The sequence below is a fragment of the Streptomyces sp. NPDC014889 genome (assembly GCF_043081205.1).
Classification (GTDB): domain Bacteria; phylum Actinomycetota; class Actinomycetes; order Streptomycetales; family Streptomycetaceae; genus Streptomyces.
This window is the reverse complement of the sequence record NZ_JBIBWH010000016.1, coordinates 91,408-112,992: the sequence shown is the minus strand read 5'-3', so window position 1 is coordinate 112,992 and position 21,585 is coordinate 91,408. Positions and strand designations below refer to the sequence as shown.

Annotated in this window: 21 protein-coding genes and 1 tRNA gene; 14 read left to right on the top strand and 8 right to left on the bottom strand. The window is 73.2% G+C overall.

What is annotated here, in order from left to right:
• The first annotated feature begins 147 nt into the window (after positions 1 to 147).
• The 4 genes from ACF09J_RS29080 to ACF09J_RS29065 all read left to right on the top strand — a co-directional run bounded on the left by ACF09J_RS29080 (position 148) and on the right by ACF09J_RS29065 (position 3,736).
• Positions 148 to 996 (top strand): SDR family NAD(P)-dependent oxidoreductase, encoded by an 849-nt coding sequence (locus ACF09J_RS29080; protein ID WP_392308416.1) that lies wholly within the window; start codon positions 148 to 150, stop codon positions 994 to 996.
• Positions 997 to 1,004: 8 nt separating this feature from the next.
• Entirely contained in the window at positions 1,005 to 2,033 is a 1,029-nt protein-coding gene (locus ACF09J_RS29075) for a DMT family transporter (RefSeq protein ID WP_392308415.1), read from the top strand.
• A gap of 81 nt (positions 2,034 to 2,114) precedes the next feature.
• Positions 2,115 to 2,858, top strand: coding sequence for a polysaccharide deacetylase family protein (locus tag ACF09J_RS29070; RefSeq protein ID WP_392308414.1), 744 nt, complete (start codon positions 2,115 to 2,117; stop codon positions 2,856 to 2,858).
• Between the two features lie 83 nt (positions 2,859 to 2,941).
• On the top strand, positions 2,942 to 3,736 hold the full coding sequence (locus ACF09J_RS29065; RefSeq protein ID WP_392308413.1) for a cobalt-precorrin-6A reductase: 795 nt from the start codon (positions 2,942 to 2,944) through the stop codon (positions 3,734 to 3,736).
• Here the strand turns inward: ACF09J_RS29065 and cobF are convergent.
• Together cobF and ACF09J_RS29055 are read right to left on the bottom strand one after the other, a co-directional pair.
• Positions 3,687 to 4,466 carry a precorrin-6A synthase (deacetylating) gene (cobF, locus tag ACF09J_RS29060; RefSeq protein WP_392308412.1) on the bottom strand — a complete coding sequence of 260 codons (780 nt, stop codon included), beginning with the start codon at positions 4,464 to 4,466 and terminating at the stop codon, positions 3,687 to 3,689. The genes ACF09J_RS29065 and cobF overlap by 50 nt on opposite strands.
• An 84-nt stretch (positions 4,467 to 4,550) precedes the next feature.
• Complete coding sequence (locus tag ACF09J_RS29055) at positions 4,551 to 5,108, bottom strand: DUF309 domain-containing protein (RefSeq protein WP_392308411.1); 558 nt, start codon at positions 5,106 to 5,108, stop codon at positions 4,551 to 4,553.
• Between the two features lie 101 nt (positions 5,109 to 5,209).
• Between ACF09J_RS29055 and ACF09J_RS29050 the strand changes: the two genes are divergently transcribed.
• Positions 5,210 to 5,283: transfer RNA gene (locus ACF09J_RS29050), tRNA-Pro, on the top strand.
• Positions 5,284 to 5,346: 63 nt separating this feature from the next.
• Here ACF09J_RS29050 and ACF09J_RS29045 read toward each other — a convergent pair.
• The 5 genes from ACF09J_RS29045 to iolC all read right to left on the bottom strand — a co-directional run bounded on the left by ACF09J_RS29045 (position 5,347) and on the right by iolC (position 10,926).
• The gene (locus ACF09J_RS29045) at positions 5,347 to 6,132 is read right to left on the bottom strand and encodes a GntR family transcriptional regulator (RefSeq protein ID WP_392308410.1); all 786 of its coding nucleotides are present in this window, start codon (positions 6,130 to 6,132) and stop codon (positions 5,347 to 5,349) included.
• A 60-nt stretch (positions 6,133 to 6,192) separates the two neighbouring features.
• Positions 6,193 to 8,076, bottom strand: coding sequence for a 3D-(3,5/4)-trihydroxycyclohexane-1,2-dione acylhydrolase (decyclizing) (gene iolD / locus ACF09J_RS29040; RefSeq protein ID WP_392308409.1), 1,884 nt, complete (start codon positions 8,074 to 8,076; stop codon positions 6,193 to 6,195).
• Between the two features lie 7 nt (positions 8,077 to 8,083).
• Positions 8,084 to 8,977 (bottom strand): 5-deoxy-glucuronate isomerase, encoded by an 894-nt coding sequence (gene iolB, locus ACF09J_RS29035; protein ID WP_392308408.1) that lies wholly within the window; start codon positions 8,975 to 8,977, stop codon positions 8,084 to 8,086.
• Between the two features lie 76 nt (positions 8,978 to 9,053).
• The gene (locus ACF09J_RS29030; protein ID WP_392308407.1) at positions 9,054 to 9,932 is read right to left on the bottom strand and encodes a deoxyribose-phosphate aldolase; all 879 of its coding nucleotides are present in this window, start codon (positions 9,930 to 9,932) and stop codon (positions 9,054 to 9,056) included.
• 13 nt (positions 9,933 to 9,945) lie between these two features.
• Entirely contained in the window at positions 9,946 to 10,926 is a 981-nt protein-coding gene (gene iolC / locus ACF09J_RS29025; RefSeq protein WP_392308406.1) for a 5-dehydro-2-deoxygluconokinase, read from the bottom strand.
• Positions 10,927 to 11,296: 370 nt separating this feature from the next.
• Between iolC and ACF09J_RS29020 the strand changes: the two genes are divergently transcribed.
• The 6 genes from ACF09J_RS29020 to ACF09J_RS28995 all read left to right on the top strand — a co-directional run bounded on the left by ACF09J_RS29020 (position 11,297) and on the right by ACF09J_RS28995 (position 17,018).
• The gene (locus ACF09J_RS29020; RefSeq protein ID WP_392308405.1) at positions 11,297 to 12,316 is read left to right on the top strand and encodes a sugar ABC transporter substrate-binding protein; all 1,020 of its coding nucleotides are present in this window, start codon (positions 11,297 to 11,299) and stop codon (positions 12,314 to 12,316) included.
• A gap of 5 nt (positions 12,317 to 12,321) precedes the next feature.
• Positions 12,322 to 13,392 (top strand): ABC transporter permease, encoded by a 1,071-nt coding sequence (locus ACF09J_RS29015; RefSeq protein ID WP_392308465.1) that lies wholly within the window; start codon positions 12,322 to 12,324, stop codon positions 13,390 to 13,392.
• Positions 13,393 to 13,397: 5 nt separating this feature from the next.
• Entirely contained in the window at positions 13,398 to 14,315 is a 918-nt protein-coding gene (locus tag ACF09J_RS29010; protein ID WP_392308404.1) for an ATP-binding cassette domain-containing protein, read from the top strand.
• A 4-nt stretch (positions 14,316 to 14,319) separates the two neighbouring features.
• Entirely contained in the window at positions 14,320 to 15,222 is a 903-nt protein-coding gene (locus ACF09J_RS29005) for a sugar phosphate isomerase/epimerase family protein (RefSeq protein ID WP_392308403.1), read from the top strand.
• 66 nt (positions 15,223 to 15,288) lie between these two features.
• Positions 15,289 to 16,308 (top strand): Gfo/Idh/MocA family protein, encoded by a 1,020-nt coding sequence (locus tag ACF09J_RS29000; RefSeq protein WP_392308402.1) that lies wholly within the window; start codon positions 15,289 to 15,291, stop codon positions 16,306 to 16,308.
• Positions 16,309 to 16,415: 107 nt separating this feature from the next.
• Positions 16,416 to 17,018 (top strand): GPP34 family phosphoprotein, encoded by a 603-nt coding sequence (locus tag ACF09J_RS28995; RefSeq protein WP_392308401.1) that lies wholly within the window; start codon positions 16,416 to 16,418, stop codon positions 17,016 to 17,018.
• A 49-nt stretch (positions 17,019 to 17,067) separates the two neighbouring features.
• On the opposite strand, the gene ACF09J_RS28990 is transcribed toward ACF09J_RS28995, so the two are convergent.
• Complete coding sequence (locus tag ACF09J_RS28990; protein WP_392308400.1) at positions 17,068 to 17,514, bottom strand: anthrone oxygenase family protein; 447 nt, start codon at positions 17,512 to 17,514, stop codon at positions 17,068 to 17,070.
• Positions 17,515 to 17,602: 88 nt separating this feature from the next.
• Here ACF09J_RS28990 and ACF09J_RS28985 point away from each other — a divergent pair, with 88 nt between their 5' ends.
• The 3 genes from ACF09J_RS28985 (at position 17,603) to nhaA (ending at position 21,559) form a co-directional block, all read left to right on the top strand.
• Positions 17,603 to 18,181, top strand: a complete 579-nt coding sequence (locus ACF09J_RS28985) for a TetR/AcrR family transcriptional regulator (protein WP_392308399.1) — start codon at positions 17,603 to 17,605, stop codon at positions 18,179 to 18,181.
• A gap of 189 nt (positions 18,182 to 18,370) precedes the next feature.
• A complete protein-coding gene (locus tag ACF09J_RS28980; protein ID WP_392308398.1) occupies positions 18,371 to 19,618 on the top strand; it encodes a serine hydrolase domain-containing protein in 1,248 nt (415 codons plus the stop codon).
• A 63-nt stretch (positions 19,619 to 19,681) separates the two neighbouring features.
• On the top strand, positions 19,682 to 21,559 hold the full coding sequence (gene nhaA / locus ACF09J_RS28975) for a Na+/H+ antiporter NhaA (RefSeq protein WP_392308397.1): 1,878 nt from the start codon (positions 19,682 to 19,684) through the stop codon (positions 21,557 to 21,559).
• The last annotated feature ends 26 nt before the right edge of the window (positions 21,560 to 21,585 follow it).

Here is a 21,585-nt window from a genome sequence, read left to right as displayed (position 1 = left end):
CCGCAGTCAAACGAACGGGCACACCCTTCCGCCCGTCCCACGTTTCGGGCACAGCCTCCGGGATACTTCACCACCCCGGAGGCCGTCCCGTACCGCCGGGGCCGCACCGGCGGCCCTCGGTCCGTCCGATCCTCGAGGTGCGTCCCGATGTCCCACGCCCCCTCCCGCGTACGGTCCGGCTCCGGCACGCCGGTCGAGGCAGCGGCGGCGCCGAGCGCGGCGCCCGGCCGGAGCGGCGGTGCCGCGGCGCCGGGCGGGGGCGCCCTGGTGACCGGCGCCTCGTCCGGGATCGGCGCGGCCGTGGCACGGCGGCTGGCCGCGGAGGGCGGCTGGCGCCTGGTGCTCAACGGGCGCGACCGCACCCGGCTGGAGGAGGTCGCCCGGGGCACCTCGGCCGTGGCCTACCCGGCGGACCTGTCCGGGCAGGGCGCCGAACGGCGACTGGCGGACTTCGCGCTCGACAGCGTCGGCCGCGTCGACCTGCTGGTCGCGGGCGCGGGCATCGGGTGGGCCGGGCCGTTCAGCACCATGCCGCAGCCCGCCATCGACGAGGTGTTCGACGTCAACGTGCTGGCGACGCTGCGCCTGGTCCGGCTGCTGCTGCCCCAGATGATCAGGCAGGGCACGGGCCGCGTGGTCATCATCGGCTCCCTGGCCGGCACGGTCGGCGTCCGCGACGAGGCCGTCTACTCCGCCGCCAAGGCCGCCCTGGGCACCTTCGCCGACGCCGTGCGCTACGAGCTGCGCGGCACGGGGGTCGGCATCAGCCATGTGGTGCCCGGGGTGGTCGACACGCCGTTCTTCGACCGCCGCGGGGTGCCCTACCGGCGCTCCCGGCCCCGGCCCGTCCCGGCGAGCCGGGTCGCCGACGCGGTGTGGGAGGCGGTGTCGCGGGGCCGTGACGAGGTGTACGTCCCCGGCTGGACCCGCCTGCCCGGGCGGGTGCGCGGCGCCGCGCCCGCCCTGTACCGCCGCCTTGCCGCACGGTTCGGGTGACGCTCGGGGTGAACGCGCTCACCGTCGTCCTCGCACTGTTCGCCGCATGCGCCAACGCCGCGGCCTCGGTCCTGATGAGGCGTGCGGCGACGGAGACGGCGGACGGCGGGGGAGGCGGCGCCCGTCACCCGAGCGGGACGGCGGGCGATACGCCGGAGGACAGGCGCGGGGAGGGCGGTCGAGGCAGCTCCGCCACCCGAGTGACGGACGGTGGAAAGGGTCCGGCCGCCGTCCGCTCGCCGCATGCCGTCAAGGTCAGGCGGCGGCGGTTCTGGGTGGGCGGGGCGGCCATGCTGGCCGTGGCCGCGGTCCTGCAGGCCGCCGCGCTGGCCGTCGGGAGCCTGTCACTCGTCCAGCCCCTCCTCGCGACCGAACTGCTGTTCACGCTGGCGATGGGCAGCATCGTCTTCCGTCGGCGGCCGGCCCGGATCACCTGGCTGTCGTTCCTCGCCCTGGCCGCCGGACTGGCCGTCTTCCTCGCCGCCGCCGCGCCGTCCGCCGGACGTGCCACGGCCGAGGGGGCGCGCTGGATCCTGGTCGGCGTCGCCGTGGTGTGCCTGGTCCTCCTGCTGATCGGTGTGGCGCGGCTGGTCAAGGGGCCACCCCGGGCCGCCGTGCTCGGCCTGGCCTCGGCCGTGCTGTTCGCGGCGACGGCCGCCCTCCTCAAGGAGGTGACGGGCCTCTACCAGCAGGGCCTGGCCACGCTGGCGACGCACTGGACGCCGTACGCCACGGCGATCACCGGGCTGGCCGCCTTCGGACTGCTGCAGTGCGCCCTCCGGGCGGGCACGCTCGTCGCCTCCCAGCCCGCTCTCACCCTCGGTGACGCACTGACGAGCGTGGCGCTGGGATGGGCGCTGTTCGGGGAGCACATCGCCCTGGGCGTCCGACTGGTGCCCGAGGCGGTCGGTATCGGTCTCCTCGCGGCCGGCACGGTCGGCCTGTCCCGTTCCCCCGCCGTGTCGGGCAAGTGGGACGCGGAACCGGCGGTCGGCGCGGCCTCCGGTCCGGGAAAAGCGCAGGCGGAGCACCCGTGAGGACCTGATGAATGAGGAAGTGAGGACGTGAGGAGCAGCCGTCAGGTGGCAGACAGAGCGCCCGCGAGGGGGATCCGGCAGATGGCGGGAGGACCCGGCAGCCGTCACGCGCGCACCGCGTCGGCGGTCCTCGCGCCGGTGGCCGCCGTCGCGGCCGCGCACCTCGTCCCGGCGGCCACCTGGCTGCCCCGCTTCCGGGCGCTGTGCTTCCCCGGCCTCGCCGGAACCGGCCGCTCCGGCCATGTCGCACTGACCTTCGACGACGGCCCGGACCCGGTCTCCACGCCGCTCTTCCTGGACGAGCTGGACCGGCTCGCCGTACGCGCCACGTTCTTCGTCCTGGGCGAGAGCGTCACCCGCTGCCCCGACCTCACCCGGCACATCGCGGACCGGGGACACGAACTCGCCGTGCACGGCTGGACCCACAGCCGCCCCTGGCTGCCGGCCCCGGCCCGGGACGCCCGGGAGACCGCGCGGGCGGCGCTGGCCGTACACGACATCGCGGGCCGCCGGCCGCGGTGGTACCGCCCGCCCTACGGCATCCTCACCGCGGGGCGCTGGGCCGCCGCCCGGCGTGCCGGGCTGCGGCCCGTGCTGTGGACCGCCTGGGGCCGCGACTGGACGGCGGACGCGACGCCCGCCTCCGTCCGTACGACCGTCACCGCGGACCTGCGCGGCGGCGGCACGATCCTCCTGCACGACACCGACCACGCCTCCGCCCCCGACTCCTGGAAGGCCACCCTCCGCGCGCTGCCCGACCTGATCGGCACCTGCCGCGAGGCCGGCTGGTCGGTGGGCCCGCTCGCCGAACACGGGCTGCCGTGAGCGGGAACGCTCCGAGTACCCGAGCCCCGCTTGCCTCCCCCTCGCACCGGGCTCCCGCCCCTCACCCCCTACGCTCGGATGTCATGTCCTCGCACATCCTCGTTCTCGGTGGCACCACCGAGGCCCGTGAGCTGGCCGCGGTGCTCGCGGCCCGTGACGGGGTACGGGTCACCAGCTCGCTGGCAGGCCGGGTGACGCGGCCGGGGGCGCTGGACGGGGACGTGCGGGTCGGGGGTTTCGGCGGGGCGGAGGGGCTGGCCTCCTGGCTGCGCGAGCACCGCGTGGACGCCCTCGTCGACGCCACCCACCCCTTCGCCGAGGCGATCACGCGGAACGCGGCACGGGCCGCGGCGGCCACCGGTGTGCCCGTGGTGGTGCTGCGCAGGCCCGGATGGCGGCCGGGACCCGGGGACCGCTGGCACCCGGTCGACTCGCCGGCCGCCGCGGCGGAGCTGCTGCCGCGACTCGGTCGCCGGGTGTTCCTGACCACCGGACGGCTGGACCTCGCCGCCTTCGCCCACCTGGCCGACACCCACTTCGTCGTACGGTCGGTGGAGCCGCCCGAACCGCCGATGCCCCCGGACACGCGGGTGGTGCTCGCCCGCGGACCGTTCACCGTGACCGGCGAGAAGGAGCTGCTCAGGGCGCACCGCGTCGACGTGCTGGTGACCAAGGACAGCGGGGGAGCGGCCACCGCGGCCAAGCTCGCGGCCGCGCGCGAACTCGGACTGCCGGTCGTCGTCGTACGCCGTCCGCCGCTGCCGCCGGAACTGACCGCCGTACCCGACGTCACGGCCGTACTGGAACACCTCGGCCGGGCGGTCCTGCCTACTCCGTCCGGCCCTCGGGGTGGCGGCGCAGCAGATACGTGTCCATGATCCACCCCTTGCGCTCGCGGGCCTCGGCCCGCAGCCGCTCGATGCGCGGCGCGGCCTCGGCGATCGGGCCGGAGACGAGGATCTCGTCCGGGGTGCCTATGTAGGCGCCCCAGTAGATGTCGATGTCCTGGTCGGCGCAGTGCCGGAAGGCCTGGTGGGCGTCCAGCATCACCACCACGTCGTCCACGCCCTCCGGGAACCCCTCGGCCAGCCGCCGCCCGGTGGTGATCTGCACGGGCCGGGCGACCCGGTTGAGCCCCGTGCGGTGCCGGGCCACCAGGGCCGAGACGCTGCTGATGCCGGGCACCACGTCGTACGCGAAGTCCACGGTGCCCCGCGCCAGCACCTCCTGGAGAATGCCGAGCGTGCTGTCGTACAGCGCCGGATCGCCCCACACCAGGAACGCGCCGGTCTCGTCCTCGCCCAGTTCCCCGGTGATCAGCTCCTCGTAGATGTCCGCGCGTGCGCTGCGCCAGTCGCCCACGGCGGGGGAGTAGTCCGCACCGCCCGCCGTCCGGTCCCGCTCCGGGTCACGCGCCTCCACCACGCGGTACGTGCCCTCCGGTATGTGGGTGCGAAGCATGTCCCGGCGCAGCTCCACGAGGTCCGACTTCGCCTCGCCCTTGCCGAGGACGAAGAACACGTCCGTGTCGCGCAGCGCCCTGACCGCCTGAAGAGTGAGCTGGTCGGGGTCGCCCGCGCCGATGCCGATCACATGAATCTTTCGCACGCCCCGAGTCTGCCGTACGGCATCGACAACCCGTCCCCCGGTGCCGCACCGACTGCCACCGGCACCGCGCACCCAGCCCGCCGGCTACGCCCCACCCCCGCTCAGCCGAGGCGCACGTTCAGCCGCGTCGACAGCGCCCGCCGCCCCGCTCTCCACCCCACTCGCCAGCTCCCGCGCCCACGCCACCACCCCGGACGCGTCGATGCCGTACGGAGTGCGCTCCCCGGTGCCCGCCACCCACTCCTCCACGGCCCCCGCGCCCCGCCGCAGCAGCCGGGCGCCGCCGGTGACGTTCCCACGAGCCGAGTGCGTGAGCCCCACGGCGAGCTGGGCAAGACCACGCCACAGCGCACGTTCCCCCTGCGGCCCCGACTTCCACGCGTCCTCGAAGACCTCGTGCGCGTGGAACGGCTTGCCCGCGTCCAGCAGCGCCTGAGCCTCGGCGACCGTCTCCGCCGGCGTACGCACCACGCCCTCGGGCTGCCGCGGCACCCCGTCGGCGCCGTACGGCAGGGGCCGCCCGAGCCCGTCCCGGGGCCGCGCGTTGCGCGCCCGCCCCTCGCTGTCCCGGTCCCGCGCGTCCGACGGCCCGCCGGAAGGAGTGCTGCCGGAGGATGTGCTGCCCGAGGAAGTGCCGCTCATACGCCGATTCTCCCCGACCCCGCGCCCGTTTTCGGCCCGGCCCCCCAGGTGCGGTAAAGTGACGTTCGCGCGATCAAGCGGCCCACCGCACGACCGCGCACCGGGACGTGGCGCAGCTTGGTAGCGCACTTGACTGGGGGTCAAGGGGTCGCAGGTTCAAATCCTGTCGTCCCGACGGTGTGAAAGGGCCCCGCGGGCGACAGCCCGCGGGGCCCTCTCACGTGTGCGCGCGGTTACCTCACGACCTCACCAGCAGCTCGAAGTCGAAGGTGTACCGGGACGCGCGGTACACGTGGTGGGCGTATTCGACCGCGCGGCCCGTGTCGTCGTAGGCCGTGCGGTGCATGGTGAGGAGGGCGGCGCCCTGGTGTTCGTCGAGGAGGGGGGCCTCCTCGGGGGTGGCCGTGCGGGCGCCGATGGTCTGGCGGGCGCTGTGCAGGGTGATGCCCGCCGAGCGCATCATGCGGTACAGGCCCGTCGACTCCAGCCGGGCGGTGGCCGGTTCGAGCAGGGCCGCCGGCAGGTGGTTGCACAGGTACGCCACCGGCTGGCCGTGTGTGAAGCGCAGCCGTTCCAGCGCCGTGACCTCGGCGCCCTCGGCGAGGCCGAGCGCGGCGGCCACCTCGGCGGTCGCGGGCTCGCGCTCGTTACGCAGGACGAGTGTGGTGGGGGCCTGCCCGGCCGTCTCCAGGTCGTCGTAGAGACTGCTCAGCTCCAGAGGGCGCTTGACCCGGCTGTGCACCACCTGCGTGCCCACCCCGCGCCGCCGCACCAGCAGGCCCTTGTCGACCAGGGACTGGATGGCCTGGCGGACCGTGGGGCGGGACAGGCCCAGGCGGGTGGACAGGTCGATCTCGTTGCCGAGGAGGTTCCCCGGGGTGAGGAGACCGCGTTCGATCGCGGCCTCCAGTTGCTGGGCGAACTGGTAGTACAGCGGTACCGGACTGCCCCGGTCGAGGGCGAAGTCCAGGGAGTCGAGCGCGCAGACGGTCCCGGGACGGGACCGGTCACCGGTCGTCGCCACAGTGGCACCCCCTTCGGGTCGGGTCTGGTGGGACACGGGCGCGAACAGGCCGGGGCACGGTCACAGATGACGGCGGCGGGCGGCCACCTCGCGGTCGTAGCGCGCCCGGGCCCGGACGGCGGGCTCACGGGCGGCCACCTCGGCCACCGGCACGTCCCACCAGGCCTCGGCCGGGGGCGCGGCCGGGGCGGGGCGCTCGACGTCGGTCTCGACGTGGACGCACGTCGGGCGGTCGGAGGCACGGGCCGCGCCGAGCGCCTGGCGCAGCTCGCCGACCGTCTTGGCGCGCAGCACCTCCATGCCCAGGCTGGCGGCGTTGGCGGCGAGATCCACGGGGAGGGGCGCGCCGGTGAAGGAGCCGTCGGCGGCCCGGTAACGGTAGGCGGTGCCGTAGCGCTCGGCGCCCACCGACTCCGAAAGGCCGCCGATGGAGGCGTACCCGTGGTTCTGCACCAGCACCACGTTGACGGGCAGGCCCTCCTGGACTGCGGTGACGATCTCCGTCGGCATCATCAGATAGGTGCCGTCGCCGACCAGCGCCCACACGGGCGTGTCCGGCGCGGCCTGCTGGACGCCGATCGCGGCCGGGATCTCGTAGCCCATGCAGGAGTAGCCGTACTCCAGGTGGTACTGGCGCGGGGAGCGGGCCCGCCACAGTTTGTGCAGGTCACCGGGGAGGGAACCGGCCGCGTTGATCACCACGTCGTCGTCGCCCACGACCGAGTCCAGGGCGCCGAGCACCTGGCTCTGGGTCGGTACGGCACTGTCGTCACCGGCGCCGAACGCCGCCTCGACCACCCGCTCCCAGCGCTCCTTGCCCGCGCGGTATTCCGCCTCGTACGCGGCGTCCACGCGGTGGCCGGACAGCACCTCCGTGAGCGCCGTGAGACCGGTCCGCGCGTCGCAGACGAGCGTGGTGGCCGCCAGCTTGTGCGCGTCGAACGCGGTGACGTTGAGGTTGACGAACCGGACCTCCGGGTTCTGGAAGAGCGTGCCGGAGGCCGTGGTGAAGTCGGTGTAGCGGGTGCCGACGCCGATGATCAGATCCGCGGTGCGGGCCAGGTCGTCACTGACGGCCGTGCCGGTGTGGCCGATGCCGCCGAGGTCGGCCGGGTGGTCGTGGCGCAGCGAGCCCTTGCCCGCCTGGGTGGAGGCGACCGGGATGCCGGTGGCGTCGGCGAACGCCTTCAGCGCGTCCTCGGCCCCGCTGTGGTGGACGCCGCCGCCCGCGACGACCAGCGGGCGCCGGGCGGCCCGCACGGCCCCTACCGCGTCGGCGAGTTCGGCCGGGTCCGGGGCCGGGCGCCGGACCCGCCACACCCGCTCGCCGAAGAACTCCTCCGGCCAGTCGAAGGCCTCCGCCTGCACGTCCTGCGGCAGCGCGAGGGTGACCGCGCCGGTCTCGGCCGGGTCGGTGAGCACCCGCATGGCGTTCAGGGCAGAGGGGATCAGGGCCTCGGGGCGGGTGATCCGGTCGAACCAGCGGGAGACCGGGCGCAGGGTGTCGTTGACCGAGACGTCCGCCTCGACGGGGTGCTCCAGTTGCTGGAGCAGCGGGTCGGCGGCGTGCGAGGCGAAGTAGTCGCCGGGCAGCAGCAGCACCGGGAGGCGGTTGATCGTGGCCAGGGCCGCACCCGTGGCGAGGTTGGTGGCGCCGGGGCCGATGGACGTCGTGACCGCCTGCGTGGACAGCCGGCCGCGCTGCCGGGCGTACCCGACCGCAGCGTGCACCATGGCCTGCTCGTTGCGGCCCTGGTGGTACGGCATGACGTCCTCGCCGGCCTCCATCAGCGCCTGTCCGAGGCCGGCCACGTTGCCGTGGCCGAAGATGCCCCAGGTGCCGGCGATCAGCCGGTGCCGTACGCCGTCCCGCTCGGTGTACTGGGCGGCGAGGAACCGCACCAGGGCCTGGGCCGCGGTGAGGCGGATCGTGGAGTGGCTCATCGTGACCTCACGGGGAAGGGGCGGTGTACAGGGGCAGACGGGGGTCGACGGGCTGTTCGGGCCAGGTGCCCCGGATCCAGGCGTGGTCGGGGTGGTCGCAGATCAGCCAGGCGCGCTCGTCGTCCGGTCCCGCCATGACGTTGAGGTAGTACATGTGGTGGCCGGGCACGGCCATCGACGGCCCGTGCCAGCCGTCCGGGATCAGGACCACGTCACCGCCGCGCACCTCGGCCAGCACGTCCGTCTCCCGGCCCGGACCGGACGGGGAGACCCGCTGGTAGCCGAGGCCGGGGGTGCCGTCGTGGTCGGCGAACTCGAAGTAGTAGACCTCCTCCAGGACCGACTCCTCGCCCGGCCGGTGCTCGTCGTGCTTGTGCGGCGGGAAGGAGGACCAGTTGCCGCCGGGGGTGATCACCTCGACGGCGATCAGCTTGTCGCACTCGAAGACGTCAGCCGCGGCGAAGTTGTTGACCTGGCGGGAGCAGGTGCCGGTGCCGCGCAGCTCCACCGGTACGCCGGAGGCCGGACCGTAGCGGGCGGGCAGGCGCCGGGTGCAGCGGGCGCCGGTGAGCGCGAACCGTCCGCCGCCGGTCGACGAGACGGTCGCGCGGGCGTCGCGCGGTACGTACGCGAAGTCGCTCACGCCGCTGAACACGCTGTCGCGGCCGGTGAGTCGGAACGTGTCACTGCCGAGGTCGCCGTCGGCCACGACCGTGCAGCCACCGGCGAGCGGCAGCACGATCCACTCGCTGTCGCCGGTGTCGAAGGTCTGCGAGCCGCCCGGCGGCAGTTCCAGGACGCGCAGACTGGAGTGGCCCCAGCCGGCGGACTCCGGGCTCACGTCCACCGCGTAGGGCCCACTGACGGCCTTTCCGGCGGGGAGGTGGTACGGGCTGGTCACGAAATGCCTCCTTGTCGCGGCTGGAGCGCGGCGGGTTACGGACGAGAAGGGGCGGGACCGCTCGGGAAGGGGCCGGTCACAGCAGGCTCACCGCCGTGTCGACCGCGTTCTCCACACTGCCCGTGGCCGGGTAGAGCAGCGACCGGCCGACGACCATGCCCTGCACGGTGGGGAGCCTGAGCGCCTTGCGCCAGCGCTCATAGGCGCCCTCCTGGTCGTCGCCGATCTCGCCACCGAGCAGCACGGCCGGGAGCGTGGAGGTCCGCAGGACCTCGGCCATGTCGTCCGGGTCCTCGGTGACGGGCAGTTTCAGCCAGGTGTAGGCGGAGGTGCCGCCCAGGCCCGACGCTATGGCGATGGAGCGGGTGACGGCCTCGGCGGACAGGTCGTTGGCGACCCTGCCGCCGGAGCGGCGGGCGATGAACGGCTCGACGAAGACCGGCAGGCGCAGCTCCGCCATCTCGTCGACGGCCCGCGCGGTGGATTCCATGGTGGTCAGTGAGCCGGGGTCGTCGTAGTCGATGCGCAGCAGCAGCTTGCCCGCGTCGAAGCGGAACCGGGCGATGTCGCGGGGGCGGTGCCCGGTGAAGCGGTCGTCCATCTCGAAGGAGGCGCCGGACAGGCCGCCGCGGTTCATCGAGCCCATGACGACCTTGCCGTCGAGCACCCCGAGCAGCAGCAGGTCCTCCAGGACGTCGGCGGTGGCGAGCACCCCGTCGACGCCGGGCCGCGACAGCGCGACGCACAGGCGTTCCAGCAGGTCGGCCCGGTTGGCCATGGCGAGTCCGCGGCCGCCGACGCCGAGCGCGCCGCGCGCGGGGTGGTCCGCGGCCACGATCATCAGCCGGCCGCTGTCGCCGATCAGCGGGCGGCGCACCCGGCGCGCGGCCGCCTCCGCGACGGCCTCGGGGTGCCGGGCGCGGACCGCGGTCAGGTCGGGGATGCTGAGGCTCAAGAGGAGGCTCCGTTCAGGCAGTGGCTCGCGCGAGGAGGTCGTCGACCTCCGCACGGGTGGGCATCGCGGCGGAGCAGGCGAGGCGGGAGGCGACGAGGGCGCCGGCCGCGTTGGCGTACCGCATGGTCGTCGTCAGGTCCCAGCCGGACAGCAGGCCGTGGCAGAGCGAGCCGCCGAACGCGTCGCCCGCGCCGAGGCCGTTGACGACCTCGACGGGCACCGGCGGGACCTCGGCCCGGCTGCCGTCCCGGTGCACGGCGAGGACGCCCTTGGGGCCCTGCTTGACGACGGCCAGTTCCACACCGGCCGCAAGCAGCGCCTCGGCGCACGCCTCCGGCTCGCGTACGCCGGTGGCGATCTCGCACTCGTCGACGTTGCCGACCGCCACGGTGGCGTGCCGCAGCGCCTCGGCATAGTACGGACGGGCCCCGGCAGGATCCGGCCAGAACATGGGGCGCCAGTCGAGGTCGAAGACGGTGGTGCCCGCCTTGTCGCGCGCGGCCAGGGCGGCGAGCGTGGCCGAGCGGCTCGGCTCCTCGCTCAGACCGGTGCCGGTGATCCAGAAGATCCGGGCCGCGCGGATGGCCGCGAGGTCCAGTTCGCCGGGGTGGATCTCCAGGTCGGGGGCCTTGGGCCGGCGGTAGAAGTAGAGGGGGAAGTCGTCCGGCGGGAAGATCTCGCAGAAGGTCACCGGGGTCGGGTACGCGGCGACCGGCGTGACCCAGCGGTCGTCGACGCCGAAGCCCTTCAGCGCCTCGTGCAGATACGCGCCGAACGGGTCGTCGCCGGTGCGGGTGATCACCGCGGTGGAGCGGCCGAGCCGGGCCGCGGCGACGGCCACGTTGGCCGCGGAACCGCCGAGGAACTTGCCGAAGGTCTCCACCTGCGCCAGGGGCACGCCCGACTGCAGGGGGTAGAGGTCGACGCCGATGCGTCCCATGGTGATCAGGTCCAGGGACGGGACGGACTCGGCGGACTCAACGGGCTCTGGCATGCGCGACGCTCCTCGAGCTGGGCTGGGGTGCGGATCCCAGGGGGCCCTGTGACGGGATGCGGATCCCGGGGCCTGCCGCCCTCCCAGATGTAGGACCCGGAGGGCCGCACTGTCAAGCGTTTGTTCTTACATTCGGACTAGGTCGTAGAACAGATGTCTTGACAAAGTATTGACAGCGGGCGTGTCACGGGATTGGATCCGGTCGCAACGGCACCAGTCGCGCAAGCGGCACCTGGCCCTGGATTCGTCCTCGCCGACCCTGGGCCCGGACCCCTCCGATGCCCTAGCTTTCCCAAGTTCCCCCAAGTTCCCCTAAGTTCCAACCAGTTCCACCCGAGCTTTTCCCCAGCCACAGTGAGGTGCAGGAAAGATGGACCGCTCTTCTCGCCGCTCCCGCAGAGTCGCCCCCTTCGTGGCCGTGGCCGCGATGGCGGCCCTGGCTCTCGCCGGCTGCTCCAGCGGCTCGGGTGGAAAGAAGGCCGAGGACGGCGGGGACGGCGGCAGCGCCGCGGGCAAGGCCACCACGCCCCGGATGACGGTCGCGCTGGTCACCCACCAGGCGCCCGGCGACACCTTCTGGGACATCGTCCGCAAGGGCGCGGAGGCGGCCGCCGCCAAGGACAACATCAAGCTCGTCTACTCCGCCGACCCCAACGCGGGCACCCAGGCCAACCTCGTCCAGAACGCCATCGACCAGAAGGTCGACGGCATCGCCGTCACCCTCGCCAAGCCGGACGCGATGCGGAGCGTGCTGGCCAAGGCCGAGCAGGCCGGCATACCCGTCGTCGGACTCAACTCCGGCCTGAACGACTGGAAGAAGCTCAACCTGCTGGAGTTCTTCGGCCAGGACGAGTCGGTGGCGGGCGAGGCGTTCGGCAAGAAGCTGAACGAGGTCGGCGCCAAGAAGGCCGTCTGCGTGATCCACGAGCAGGGCAACATCGGCCTTACCCAGCGCTGCGACGGTGTGAAGAAGACCTTCCAGGGCTCGATCGAGAACCTCTACGTCAACGGCGCGGACAGGCCGTCGGTGAAGTCCACCATCACCGCCAAGCTCAAGCAGGACAGCTCGATCGACCACGTCGTCACCCTCGGCGCCCCGGTCGCGATGACCGCGGTGCAGTCGGTGGGCGACGCGGGCAGCAAGGCCAAGGTCGCCACCTTCGACCTCAACAAGGAACTGGCCGGCTCCGTCAAGAAGGGCGACATCGAGTTCGCCGTCGACCAGCAGCCCTACCTCCAGGGTTACCTGGCCGTGGACGGCCTGTGGCTGTACAAGAACAACGGCAACTACAGCGGCGGCGGTGAGCAGCCGGTGCTGACCGGACCGGCCTTCGTCGACAAGTCCAACGTCGAGCAGATCGCGGGGTTCGCCGCGAAGGGCACCCGGTGAGCGACATGTCCCCACAGGCCGCGCCGGCGGTGAGCGCACCGCCGGCTCCCGGCTCCCAGCAGACCGACGGCCGCACCGTACGGCGCCCGATGGCGCTGCGGCTGCTGGCCCGCCCGGAGGTCGGGGTCTTCCTCGGCGCCGTCGCCGTGCTCGTGTTCTTCCTCGTCGCCGCGCCCTCGGTCCGTCAGGGCGGCTCCATGGCGACGGTCCTGTACCAGTCGTCGACCATCGGCATCATGGCCCTGCCGGTGGCGCTGCTGATGATCGGCGGGGAGTTCGACCTCTCCTCGGGTGTCGCCGTGATCACCTCGGCGCTCACCGCGAGCATGCTCAGCTACCAGCTCACCATGAACGTGTGGGTGGGCGTGATCGTCGCCCTGGCGGTGTCCCTGGGCATCGGCGCCTTCAACGGCTGGCTGCTGGTGAAGACCGGCCTGCCGAGCTTCCTGGTCACCCTCGGCACCTTCCTGATCCTCCAGGGTGTCAACCTCGCCGTCACCAAACTGGTCACCGGCAACGTGGCCACCGACGACATCAGCGACATGGACGGCTTCGGGCAGGCCAAGGCGGTCTTCGCCTCGTCCTTCGACGTCGGCGGCGTCGAGGTGAAGATCACGGTGGTGTGGTGGCTGGTCTTCGCCGCACTGGCCACCTGGGTCCTGCTGCGTACCAAGTACGGCAACTGGATCTTCGCGGTCGGCGGCAACAAGGACAGCGCCCGCGCGGTCGGCGTGCCCGTCACCTTCACCAAGATCACCCTGTTCATGCTGGTCGGCTTCGGCGCCTGGTTCGTGGGAATGCACCAGCTCTTCTCGTTCAACACCGTGCAGTCCGGCGAGGGCGTCGGCCAGGAGCTCATCTACATCGCCGCCGCCGTGATCGGCGGCTGCCTGCTCACCGGCGGCTACGGCTCCGCCATCGGTCCCGTCTTCGGCGCCTTCATGTTCGGCATGGTGAACCAGGGCATCGTCTACGCGGGCTGGAACCCCGACTGGTTCAAGGCCTTCCTCGGCGTGATGCTGCTCGGCGCCGTCCTCATCAATCTGTGGGTACGGCGCACGGCGACCCGGAGGTGACCGACATGACCAGCGACAAGGCGGCGACCCACGGAGCCGTCCTCCCCGACACCCCGCCCGCGCACGACGGGCCCGTCGTCGAACTGCGCGGAGCCGGCAAGTCCTACGGCAACATCCGCGCCCTGCACGGCGTCGACCTCGCCGTCCGCCCCGGACGCGTCACCTGCGTCCTCGGCGACAACGGCGCCGGCAAGTCCACCCTCATCAAGATCGTCTCCGGACTGCACCAGCACACCGAGGGCGAGTTCCTCGTCGACGGCGAACCGGTCCGCTTCTCCAGCCCGCGCGACGCCCTCGCCCGGGGCATCGCCACCGTCTACCAGGACCTGGCGACCGTCCCGCTCATGCCCGTGTGGCGGAACTTCTTCCTGGGCTCCGAGCTGACCCGGGGCCCCTGGCCCGTACGCCGCCTCGACATCGCCCGGATGAAACGGACCGCGGACGACGAACTGCGCAACATGGGCATCGTCCTGGACGACCTGGAACAGCCCATCGGCACGCTCTCCGGCGGGCAGCGCCAGTGCGTCGCCATCGCCCGCGCCGTCCACTTCGGCGCCCGCGTCCTCATCCTGGACGAGCCCACCGCCGCCCTCGGCGTCAAGCAGTCCGGTGTCGTGCTGAAGTACATCGCCGCCGCACGCGACCGAGGCCTCGGCGTCATCTTCATCACCCACAACCCCCACCACGCCTATATGGTCGGCGACCATTTCAGCGTGCTGCGCCTGGGCACCCTCGAACTCAGCGCGGGCCGCAGCGAGGTCGGTCTGGAGGAGCTGACCCACCACATGGCGGGCGGCACCGAACTCGCCGCCCTCAAGCACGAGCTGTCGCAGGTCCGCGGTGTCGACACCGAGGAGCTCCCGGAGGCGGAGGACCTCGCCGCGCCCACCGCGTCCGCACCGGAACTCACCGAAGGGAACTGATGACATGGCCCCCGTGCTGGACCGCATCCGGGTCGGCTCCGCCCCCGACTCCTGGGGCGTCTGGTTCCCCGACGACCGCGCGCAGGTGCCCTGGGAACGCTTCCTCGACGAGGTGGCCGAGGCCGGCTACTCCTGGATCGAACTCGGCCCCTACGGCTATCTGCCGACCGACCCGGCCCGGCTCACCGACGAGGTGGCCAGGCGCGACCTGAAGGTCTCGGCGGGCACCGTCTTCACCGGCCTGCACCGCGGCCCGTCGGTGTGGGAGTCCACCTGGGAGCACGTCAGCCAGGTCGCCGAACTCACCCGGGCCATGGGCGCACGCCACCTCGTCGTCATCCCCTCCTTCTGGCGCGACGACAAGACCGCCGAGATCCTGGAGCAGCCCGAGCTGACCGGCGAGCAGTGGACACACCTGACCCGGGGCATGGAACGGCTCGGCCGTCAGGTCAGGGAGACATACGGCCTCGACATCGTCGTCCACCCGCACGCCGACACCCACATCGACACCGAGGCCCACGTCGAGCGCTTCCTCGACTCCACCGACTCCGGTCTCGTCAACCTCTGCCTGGACACCGGGCACTACGCCTACTGCGGCGGCGACAGCGTCAAGCTGATCGAGACCTACGGCGAACGCATCGGCTACCTGCACCTCAAGCAGGTCGACCCGGAGATCCTCGCCGAGGTGGTGGCGAACGAGGTGCCGTTCGGTCCCGCGGTCCAGCGGGGCGTGATGTGTGAGCCGCCGGCCGGGGTGCCGGCGCTGGAACCGGTCCTGACGGCCGCGCAGGGACTCGGCGTGGACCTCTTCGCGATCGTCGAGCAGGACATGTACCCGTGCGAGCCGGACAGGCCCCTGCCCATCGCGGTCCGCACGCGCAGGTTCCTGCGGTCCTGCGGCGCCTGACCCTCCCGGGAAAGGCACGGAGGTCCAGGACGTGACGACGCCCGGACGCCGAGGAGAGGTACGACGATGACCCGGTCATCGACTCTGAACGTCGCCGTCATCGGCGTGGGCCGCATGGGCGCCGACCATGTGCGCCGGATCCAGGAGGTCGTCAGCGGCGCCCGGGTGAGCGCCGTCGTGGACCTGGACGCGGAACGCGCAGCGGCCGTCGCGGCCCGCGCCGGCGGCTGCGCCGCGCACACCGACCCGGCCGCCGCGCTGGCCGCCGCCGACGTGGACGCGGTGCTCGTGGCCTCGCCGGGCCCGGCCCACGAGGCGGCCCTGCTCGCCGCCCTCGCCCACGACCTCCCCGTCCTGTGCGAGAAGCCCCTCACCCCTGACCCGGCCTCCGCCCTGCGCGTGCTCGAAGCCGAGCGGCGGCTCGGCCGGCGGCGCATCCAGGTCGGCTTCATGCGGCGCTACGACGCCGAGTACCTGCGGCTCGAACAGCTCCTGCGGACGGGCCGGCTGGGCCGCCCGCTGCTGCTCCACCAGCGGCACCGCAACGTGGCCTCCCCACCCGGCTGGACCAGCGACCTGCTCATCGGCGACTCGCTCGCGCACGAGGCGGACGCGACCCGCTGGCTGCTCGGCCAGGAGATCACCGCGGTGACCGTCCTGCGCCCCAGGCCGTCCCGCGACGCCCCCGGCGGCCTCCAGGACCCGCAGTTCGTCGTCCTCGAGACGGACGGCGGCGCCATCGCCGACGTGGAGGTCTTCGTCAACTGCGGCTTCGGCTACCAGGTGCGGGCCGAGGCCGTCTGCGAGCGCGGCACGGCCCAGGTCGGCGACGGCCACGCGATGGTCACCCAGACGGACGGCCGCTGGGGCGGCATCATCGCCCAGGACTACCTCGAACGCTTCGAGGACGCCTACGACCGCGAGGTGCAGACCTGGATCGACTCCGTCCGCCACGGCACACCCACCGGGCCCAGCGCCTGGGACGGCTTCGCCGCGGCCGCGGTCTGCGCGGCGGGCGTGCGCTCACTGACCGAGGGCGGCCGGGTGGAGGTGGAACTGCCCGAACGCCCGCCGCTGTACGGATGACACGCGCCGTACGCCCCGCGCTAAAGTCGGGGCGTACGGGAAGCACGAAACGTCGCGTTCTGCGTGCCGGTGGCGCAGCGGCGGGCACCTCCTCGACGGGGAGCGTAATGAGCACAGCGCGTGACCTGATGATCGTCGCCCTGGACGTGGAACCGAGCCGGCCGCCCGAGCGCGGGGACCTCTCCCTGGCGCTGGCCGGCGCCGAGGCGTACGACCTTCTGCGGGCCGAACTGCTGGAGCTGGACGGCGACCGGATCGTGCCGCGGCTCCTGCCGGAGCTCGGCGACCCGCTGCTGGCCGAGGCCGCCTCCTCGCTGGTGCGCCAGGTGCCCTACGAGAGCCTGGAGGACTGGCTCTGGCGGCGCGGGCGCGGCCTGGCCAGGGCCTATATGACCGCCCTGGAACAGGAGGGCCAGGTCACCTGGGAGCGCAGCCGCTGGCTGCCCTTCCGGGGCGGCCGCACGGTCCTCAGCGACACCGGGGCACGGCGCCGCGCGGCCTACCGCTGGGCGGCCGACGAGCCGGTGCTGCTCACCCTCGCCGCGGCGGTCGGCATCCGCGACGAGATGAGCGCGGAACCGGGCGTCACCGACGACGCCGTCCTCACCGTTCTCGCCGCCGTCCACGACGCGGTGATGGAACTGGAGGCCGTCCGCCAGCGCCGCGCCATCGAGGACGCGGCCTTCGCCAACGTCTGGCGCGGCGCGTAGACCCCCACCGGGCGGCCCCACCGTGCGGCCCCACGCCGGGCCCGCGGGCTCAGGCGAGGGCGGCGGCCAGCAGGGCGAAGGCGGCGACGATGACGGCGACGCGGACGTAGTGGAAGCGGTCCCAGCGGTTCATCTGCTCCTTCCAGTCCTCGGGCAGGTTCTCGGGGGTCCACGTCTTGCCCCGGTTGTTGATCGGGACGAGCAGCAGGAGCGACATGATCACGCTCAGGATCAGCAGCGCGGCGGCCGCGACGACGAGGCCGGTGCCGTGGTGATGCCATCCGGCGATGGCCCAGGCCGCGACGAGGACGAGCGAGCCGATGTACCAGAACGGCATCACGGCGCCGAGCATCCGGCCCCCGTGGGTGCGGCCGCGCAGGCCGCTGTCGCCGGGGAGTCCGTTCAGGATCGGGTTGATGACGAAGGCGACGGAGAACTCCACCCCCACCATCAGGCCGACGACCACGATGGTGAAGACCTCGAGTGCCTTGAGCATGATGCCCCCTGGGATCTAGTGCTGCTAGCTGCCGAGGCAACGTTAGTACTACTGCCGATCGATTGTCTAGCGATGCTAGGATGGGGTCATGTCGGTACAGGAACGCAAGCAGCGCGAACGGGCGAACCGCGAGCGCCTCATCGTGGCGACGGCCCGCGAACTCGCCGAGCGGCAGGGCTGGGACGCGGTCACCACCCGCCGGCTCGCCGAGCGCATCGAATACAGCCAGCCCGTCCTCTACAGCCACTTCCGCGGCAAGCGCGAGATCATCGGCGCCGTCGCCCTCGAGGGTGCCGCCGAGATGGCCGTGGCGCTGCGGGCCGCGGCCTCCGCCGCGGACGGCCCGCGCGCCCGGGTCACCGCCCTCGCCCGCGCCTACCTCGACTTCGCCGAGCGCAACCCGGCGGTCTACGACGCCATGTTCCAGCTCGACGGCGGCTTGGCGTTCGCGCAGGAGGACACCCCGGAGCCGCTGAAGGACGCCTTCGCCGCCCTGCTGGAAAGCCTCGGCGAGGTCGCCGGGGACGGCGTCCACCCGGGGCTGTTCGCCGAGGTGTTCTGGGCGGCCGTGCACGGGCTGGCCACCCTGACCCGGGCGGGACGGCTGCCGCGGGGGGACGCCGAGCGCAGGGTAGAACTGCTGGTGGACCGGCTCGCCGTGATCTGACACCCCGTCCGGGCGGGATGCAGGGCCTCCCGCGGCCCGGGCAGCTCACCGGCGCCGACAGGCGGGCCCGTGTCCGCGCTTCTAAGCTGATGGGCGGCGCGGGTCGCCGCGGAAGCGTGGGCGGTCTCCCTCGTCACCCGCTCGTCCGGGACGGGCGCGGGCTCGTTCCCAGGCGTTTGGAGCCGGCGCATGACCCACGCGTGTCCACGACTGCGACGGGCTGTCGTCACCGCGACCGCCGTCGGCGTCCTCGTGGTGCCGCTCGCCGGCGGGACCGCCTCCGCGGGTCCCGCGGCCCGCCCCGGCGCCGTGACCGTCACCGCGCCCCCGGGCATGTCACCGACCGGGGTGCGCAAACTGAGCCCCGGCGTGGTCCGGCAGCTCGACCAGGCCGTGCTGCGCGTCATGCGGCAGGCGGGCGTGCCCGGGGTGACCGTGGGGCTGTGGACGCCGGACCAGGGGGAGTACGTCAAGTCCTTCGGCGTCGCCGACAAGAGCACCGGGCGGAAGATGTCGCCCGAGCTGTACATGCGGATCGGCAGCGAGACCAAGACCTTCACCGTGACGGCGCTGCTGCACCTCGTGGACCGGCACAAGGTGCGCCTGGACGACCCCGTCGGCACATACGTCGCCGGCGTGCCGAACGGGAACAACATCACCCTGCGGCAGCTCGCCGGAATGCGCAGCGGACTGTTCGACTACACGGCGGACGCAGGCTTCCGCAAGGCGCTGACCTCGAATCCGCGCCAGACGTTCACCCCGCACCAGCTGCTCTCCTACGCCTTCAAGCACACCGCGCGTTTCCCGCCCGGCCGGAAGTTCGACTACAGCAACACCAACCTCATCCTGCTGGGCCTGGTCGTCGAGAAGGCCGGCGGCCGGCCGCTCGCGGACTACATCGCCACCCACGTACTGCGCCCGGCCGGGCTCGACGAGACCTTCTTCCCGGCCGGGGCGCAGTTCCCGCGCCCGCACGCGCACGGCTACACGAACCAGACGGCGAACGGAGAGGTGCGCGACGCGACCGGCTGGAACCCCTCCTGGGCCTGGGCGGCCGGGGCGATGGTCTCCAACCTCGACGACCTGCGCGTCTGGGCGCGCACCGTCGCCACGGGCGTCCTGCCCGACGGCAGCAGGCTCATCAGCCCCGCCTCCCAGAAGCAGCGGCTCACCGCATCCCCGACCTCGGTCCCCGGCGCCGCGTACGGCCTCGGCATCTTCGATGTGCGCGGCTGGATCGGCCACAACGGCTCCCTGCCGGGCTACGAGTCCCTCACGGTCTACCTCCCCTCGGCGCGCACGACCCTCGTCGTCCTGCTGAACAGCGACATCGCCGAGGCGGGGACCGAGCCCAGCACCCTGCTCGGCCAGGCGATCACGAAGATCGTCACCCCGGGACACGTCTTCGACCTGCCGGCCCGGACGGCCGCCCGGTGACCGGCCGCTCCACGGACTGACGACGTGTCCCGGAACCCGACCACACCTCCGGCACCGCCGCCCATGAGCGGGCAGACCGCCTGCGGCGCCGGCGCGCACGGCCCGCTGCGCACCTTCCTGCGCACCGAGACCGGCAGCGCCGCGGTGCTGCTCGCCGCCGCCGTCGCCGCGCTGGTGTGGGCCAACGCCTCGCCCGGCACGTACGAGTCGTTCTGGCGCACCCACGTGTCGCTCCTGGTCTGCTCGACCGGGGTCTCCCTGGGACTGCGGGAGTGGATCAACAGCGGCCTGATGGCGCTGTTCTTCTTCGTCGTCGGCCTGGAGGCCCGCCGGGAGTTCGACATCGGGGAGCTGAGAGAGCGCAGACGGCTCGCCCTCTCGGCGATCGCCGGGATCAGCGGCATGGCCGTGCCCGTGGCGATCTACCTGGCCGTCAACGCGGGCCACGCCACCGCGCCCGGATGGGGCGCGGCCATGTCCACCGACACGGCGTTCGCGCTCGGCATCCTCGCCGTCTTCGGCTCCCGGCTCCCCGGCGGCCTGCGCGTCTTCCTGCTCGGCGTGACGGTCGCCGACGACTTCCTCGCGCTCGCCGTCATCGCCTTCGCCTACAGCGGCACCCTCTACGTGCCCGCCCTGCTCACCGCGATCGGCGTCCTCGCCGTGCTGCTCGCGATGCGTGTGGCCGGCGTACGGATCTCCGCCGTGTACGCGCTGGTCGCCCTCGTCCTGTGGGGCGCGCTGCTGCGCTCCGGCGTCGATCCGGTGGTCAGCGGGCTGGTCATGGGCCTGCTCACCTACGCCCACCCCGCCCAGCGGCACGCCCTGGAACGCGCCAGCCGGCTCTTCCGGCGCTTCCGCGAGCAGCCCACACCCGAGCTGGAACGCACCCTGCGCCGGGGCCTGGCCACCGCGCTGTCGCCCAACGAGCGACTCCAGCGGATGCTCCACCCCTGGACCAGCTATCTGATCGTGCCGCTGTTCGCGCTGGCCAACGCCGGTCTCCCACTCGGCGCTGCCCGGCTCGCGGACGCCTTCACCTCGCCCGTCACCCTCGGCATCCTGCTCGGCTACGTGCTCGGCAAGCCGATCGGCGTCGTCGGCTCCACCTGGCTCGCCGTACGGCTCAGCCGCGGCCGGCTGCGCCCGCCGATCGGCTGGGGCGCGATCGCCGCGGGCGGCGGTCTGGCCGGGGTGGGCTTCACCGTGTCCCTGCTGATCGCCACCCTCGCCTTCCGCGGGCCCCGCCTGGAGGAGGCGAAGATCGGCATCCTGGCGACCGTCCTGTGCTCCTTCGCCGTCACCTGGCTGGTGACCGGGGTCCTCTCCCTGCTGCCCCCGCGCAGCCGGGCCCGCGCGCTGCTGGGCCGCGGCCGGGTCATCGTCGACCTCGGCGAACCCGTCGACCCCGAGCGCGACCACGTCCGCGGGCCGCTCGACGCGCCGGTCACCCTGGTCGAGTACGGCGACTACGAGTGCCCGTACTGCGGACTCGCCGAGCCGGTCGTGCGGGAGCTGCTCGCCGACTTCGGCGACGACGTGCGCTACGTCTGGCGGCACCTGCCGCTGACCGACGTCCACCCGAACGCGCAGCTCGCCGCCGAGGCCGCGGAGGCCGCCGCGCGCCAGGGCCGCTTCTGGCAGCTGCACGACGTCCTGATCAGCCACCAGGGCGACCTGAGCCCCAGGGACCTGCTGCGCCACGCCGAGCGGGTCGGCCTCGACATGGACCGCTTCCGCCGGGACCTGCGGGAGCGGGCGGGCGCGCAACGGGTGGCCGACGACGTGGAGTCGGCCGACCTCAGCGCCGTGTCCGGCACCCCGACCTTCTTCATCAACGGCCGCCGCCACCACGGCGCCTACGACATCACCACCCTGACGGCAGCGGTCCGCGCGGCCCGCGAACGCGCCGCCCTGGCGAGCACGGGCCCGCAGCCCTGAGGACGCTTACGGCCCGGTGGCGCCCG

What these genes read in the sequence shown, in the direction of transcription:
- ACF09J_RS29010 (WP_392308404.1), top strand. Translation starts at nt 13,398, where the DNA reads ATGACCAGCGACAAGGCGGCGACCCACGGAGCCGTCCTCCCCGACACC.
- ACF09J_RS28980 (WP_392308398.1), top strand. Translation starts at nt 18,371, where the DNA reads ATGACCCACGCGTGTCCACGACTGCGACGGGCTGTCGTCACCGCGACC.
- nhaA (WP_392308397.1), top strand. Translation starts at nt 19,682, where the DNA reads ATGAGCGGGCAGACCGCCTGCGGCGCCGGCGCGCACGGCCCGCTGCGC.
- iolD (WP_392308409.1), bottom strand. Translation starts at nt 8,076, where the DNA reads ATGAGCCACTCCACGATCCGCCTCACCGCGGCCCAGGCCCTGGTGCGG.
- ACF09J_RS29000 (WP_392308402.1), top strand. Translation starts at nt 15,289, where the DNA reads ATGACCCGGTCATCGACTCTGAACGTCGCCGTCATCGGCGTGGGCCGC.
- ACF09J_RS29005 (WP_392308403.1), top strand. Translation starts at nt 14,320, where the DNA reads ATGGCCCCCGTGCTGGACCGCATCCGGGTCGGCTCCGCCCCCGACTCC.
- ACF09J_RS29055 (WP_392308411.1), bottom strand. Translation starts at nt 5,108, where the DNA reads ATGAGCGGCACTTCCTCGGGCAGCACATCCTCCGGCAGCACTCCTTCC.
- ACF09J_RS28990 (WP_392308400.1), bottom strand. Translation starts at nt 17,514, where the DNA reads ATGCTCAAGGCACTCGAGGTCTTCACCATCGTGGTCGTCGGCCTGATG.
- ACF09J_RS29065 (WP_392308413.1), top strand. Translation starts at nt 2,942, where the DNA reads ATGTCCTCGCACATCCTCGTTCTCGGTGGCACCACCGAGGCCCGTGAG.
- ACF09J_RS29070 (WP_392308414.1), top strand. Translation starts at nt 2,115, where the DNA reads ATGGCGGGAGGACCCGGCAGCCGTCACGCGCGCACCGCGTCGGCGGTC.
- ACF09J_RS28985 (WP_392308399.1), top strand. Translation starts at nt 17,603, where the DNA reads ATGTCGGTACAGGAACGCAAGCAGCGCGAACGGGCGAACCGCGAGCGC.
- ACF09J_RS29015 (WP_392308465.1), top strand. Translation starts at nt 12,322, where the DNA reads ATGTCCCCACAGGCCGCGCCGGCGGTGAGCGCACCGCCGGCTCCCGGC.
- ACF09J_RS29020 (WP_392308405.1), top strand. Translation starts at nt 11,297, where the DNA reads ATGGACCGCTCTTCTCGCCGCTCCCGCAGAGTCGCCCCCTTCGTGGCC.
- iolC (WP_392308406.1), bottom strand. Translation starts at nt 10,926, where the DNA reads ATGCCAGAGCCCGTTGAGTCCGCCGAGTCCGTCCCGTCCCTGGACCTG.
- ACF09J_RS28995 (WP_392308401.1), top strand. Translation starts at nt 16,416, where the DNA reads ATGAGCACAGCGCGTGACCTGATGATCGTCGCCCTGGACGTGGAACCG.
- ACF09J_RS29080 (WP_392308416.1), top strand. Translation starts at nt 148, where the DNA reads ATGTCCCACGCCCCCTCCCGCGTACGGTCCGGCTCCGGCACGCCGGTC.